The 3,685-nt window shown below is 75.4% G+C and carries 1 protein-coding gene and 1 pseudogene; both read left to right on the top strand.

Features of this window, described 5'->3' with window-relative positions; all coding sequences use genetic code 11:
- Window positions 1–3,035, top strand: a pseudogene (locus tag CCN72_RS36980) (hypothetical protein); the annotation flags it as partial.
- On the top strand, window positions 3,028–3,685 hold a 658-nt coding region (locus tag CCN72_RS36975; RefSeq protein WP_143664345.1), incomplete at its 3' end, for a hypothetical protein. The pseudogene CCN72_RS36980 and the gene CCN72_RS36975, both read left to right, overlap by 8 nt.

Raw genomic sequence — 3,685 nt, 5'->3', positions numbered from 1 at the left:
TCGACGCCGAGCCCGGGCCCGGACCGGGGCGGGGCCGGGAGCGCGAGCGGGTGCTGATCGTGCCCGGGGCGCCCGGCGTCGGCAAGTCCGCGTTCCTCGGACAGGCGCTACGGCGACTGCGGGAGTCGGGGGCCCGGGTCGGGGCCGTGCTGCGGCTGACCGGGAGCACCGTGGCGGAGGTCCGCGACCGGCTCGAAGGGATGGCGGTGAGCCGGGTGCCCGGAGGGGAGTGGGGAGCGGATTCCCCGGAGTCGGCCGAGCGGATCCTCGTGGTCGCCGACGCGCTCGACGAGGCGCGGGATCCCGTGCCGACGGCCCAGTTGCTCCTGGCGGCGACGGAACACCCCCGGGTCTCGTTGATCATCGGCACCCGCAGAGCACCGGGCGACGACGGTGATCCCGAGGGCGCCCGGATCGATCTGCCGACGGTGCTCGGCTCGCACACCGGCAGGGCGCGGGTGCTGGAACTCCTGCCGGACCCGGTCGCGGCTGGTGCCTACGCCGCCGACGGGGTGCGCAGGGCGCTGGGAGAGAGCGCCGACGCGCTGCCGCAGGGGGCCGACCCCGGGTGGGCGGCGGTGGTGGTCGAGACGGTGCGGGCGGCCGTCGAGCGGCATGTGCGGGAGGGGGACTGGCAGTTCCTCCAGGCGGCGTTGCTGGTGCAGGAGATCGAGGGGAATCCGGGGGTCCTGTCATCGGACCCCGAGGCGTGGCAGGCGCTCCTGAAGCTGCTGGACAGGGACCGTTCCGGGCTGTTCGGGGCGGCCGTGGCGCGTATCGCGGCGGAGATGCCGATGGCGCTGCCGTTCCTGCGGGCGCTCGCGCTCGGTCATGGCCGGGGGTTGCCGCGTGCGGACGGGATCTGGCTGCGGGCGGCGAGCGCACTGGCCGGGCAGGGCGGGCGCGCGTCGGACGAACGGACGCTCACCGAGTTCCTGGGCAAGGCCGCCGCCTATGTGCTGCTGGACGGCGAGGACCGGCGCAGTGTCTACCGGCTGGCCCATCGCACCTATGCCGAGCGGCTGGCCGTCGAGGTCACCGCCGAGCAGCGGCTGGCCATGCTCACCGCCCTGCTGGAACTGGCCGCCGACCAGATCGCCGAGGGCCGGCCGCCGAGCCCGCACCTGGAGAGCCGGCTCGCCGAGTACGCGGCCGACTGCGGCGCCCCGGGATGGCGGCAACTTGCAACGCACAGAGGTGTGTTGGACCGGCTTCGGGTCGCGGCGCTGTGCGGGCTCGCGCTCGCTCCGGGGCGCCGCGGCGGCGGCACGGTCCCGACCGACCTGCCCATCGAGATCCTGGGCACGGTCACCTCGGCGCATCTGATCGAGCGCTCCACCGCCGCCGACCGGCCCGGACTGCGCCAGCTCGGCGGGCTGCGGGCCTGCGGTGAGCCGCACCCGGCCGGGGACGGCGGGGCCTGGGAGGTGTGCTGGGGCGCGGTGCGTCGTACGCCACCGCATCTCCAGCTCGACGCGGGGCAGATGGTCACCGCCGTCGCCGCGCGCCCCGACCGGCCATGGCTGGTGAGCGGCGCCCGCGACGGCTCGGTGACCCTGTGGGAACCCTGGCGCACCCATGCCCCGGTCCTGCTGACACGCGGGTCCGACAGCCCGGTCACGGCGGTGGCGGCGAGCGACGCGCCGGGGGCGGCCGACGGCGCCTCGGGGACGGCCGGCGCTGCGCCGGGCGGGGCGGGTCCGGGCCTGGTCGTATCGGCGCATGAGGACCGCACGCTGCGGATCTGGCGCCCCGGCGCCGAGACCGATGCCTGTGCGGGCGAGCGGGTCGTGGAGGCGCCCGAGCCGGTGTGGCAGCTGGTGGCGCTGCCCGATGGACGGTTCGCGGTGGCCGGCGAGACGGGCCGGGTGGCGGTCCTGGACCCCGGCGCGGACGGGGAACCGGGAGGCGCGCGGCTGACACCCGCGCCGGGCGCGCCCGGCAGCGATGTGGTCGGCCTTGCGTCGGTCACCGGGCCCGAGGGGGAGCCCTGGCTGGCGGTGGCCGAGCGGGCCGGGGATCTCACCCTGTGGGAGGTGGCCGGGGCGGCGCCGCGGCTGCTGCACACCATGAGCCTGCGGCGTCCGCTCGCGGCGCTCACCGCGATGGCCGGTGCGGAGCTGGCGGTGGCCTGCGAAGACGGTTCGTTGTGGCGGTGGGACGCGTCGTCCGAAGGGCATGCGGCGGTGGAGCGGTGGAACATCCCGGGTCCGGCGTCCAGGGCGGGAAGCTCCACGGCGCTCGCCGGATGGCAGGGAGCGGACTCCGGCCGGACGGTGCTGTGGGGAGACCCCGGGGGCCTGTGGGCCATGACGGTGGACCAGCCCCGTCGACCGGTCGGAGGCGGGGCGGGCGCCGGGGTCCGTGCCCTCGTGGTGCTGGCGGGGCCCGACGGGCGGCGGGTGGTGGCGGCCGCGGCGGAGCGGGGTCCGGCCATCCACTTCTGGGACCCCTCGGCGCATCTGACCGGCGCGGCGCGGGGCGCCGAGGTGCCGTTCGGCCGGATCATCGGGATGCACCGGTACGTCACCGAGGAGGGGGCCGAGGCGTTGGCGCTGTGTCATGAGGTGCGGACGTCGGGGCGGACCGAGAGGGTCGTACGGGTCCTGGGGGCGGACGACGGCCGGGAGTTGACCGGGGAAGCGGGCCGGGCGGGCGGCCACCCGGGATGGGACGGCACCGAAGGCCGTCGGCCCGAGACCGTGACGCATGCGCACCAGGGCGACATCAGCGGCTTGGTGGCGCTGCGCGGGGCGTCGTACCGAGGGATGTGGGCGAGCGCCGACGACGACGGCGAGATCCAGCTCTGGGCCACCGGTCCGCAGGCCGCCCGGCGCCTCACCCCCGGCCACCGCATCCGGCTCGGCTCCCCGGTCCTGGGCCTGTCGGCGCTCTCCGGCGGGCGGCTCGCGGTGGCCTTCAAGGACGGCGTGGTCGTCCTGTCCGTGGCGGCGGCGGAGACCCGGGAGCGGGACACCGGCGCGGCCGAGAGCTCCAGTCCCAGGGACGACGAGACGGGGGACCAGGATGGATGAGCCATGGGCGGATCTGGACGTGGAGTTCCAGATCAAGGACCTCTTCACCGGCGGGCGGGCGGTCTACGCGCCGGAGGGCGGCGGCTGGGAGCTCGACGGCGCGGTCGAGCATGTCATCGACGGATGGCTGACCCGGTTCGTGCTGCGCGCCCCGCACGGCGAGGAGCCGCCCCGTGAGGTGTCGCTCTTCCATGGAGTGGACGATCTCGCGGGCGAGTTGTGGGACCACGAGGTCCGGAATCTGCTGCGGCTGCGGATGCTGGGGCATCCCGCGCTGCCGGAGATCGTGGACGGACGGTTCGACAAGACGAACCGCGTGGCGTTCATCATGACCCGCAAGGTCGGGGGACCGCTGGCGGAGCAGGACTGGGCCGATGTACGGGAGTGGGTCGGCAGATACCCGGTCGTGGCGTTCGAGCAGTTCAGCCTGCTGGTGGACGCCCTCAGCCAGCTGCACGGCACCCGGATCGTGCACCGCAATCTGACCCTCGGCGCCATCAGACTGGCCATGGAGCCGAGCCGGCCGGAGCGCGCGGCCCTCGCCCTGACCCGGTTCGAACTCAGCGCCCTGCTCAAGAACTTGCTGCACCACGTCGCCGGACCGGACGACCATCGCTCCCAGGACGTACGGGAGTTGTTCCTCGGCGCCG

The organism is Streptomyces murinus, from assembly GCF_002154555.1.
Classification (GTDB): Bacteria; Actinomycetota; Actinomycetes; order Streptomycetales; family Streptomycetaceae; genus Streptomyces; species Streptomyces murinus.
This window is presented reverse-complemented; position numbering and strand designations above follow the sequence as displayed.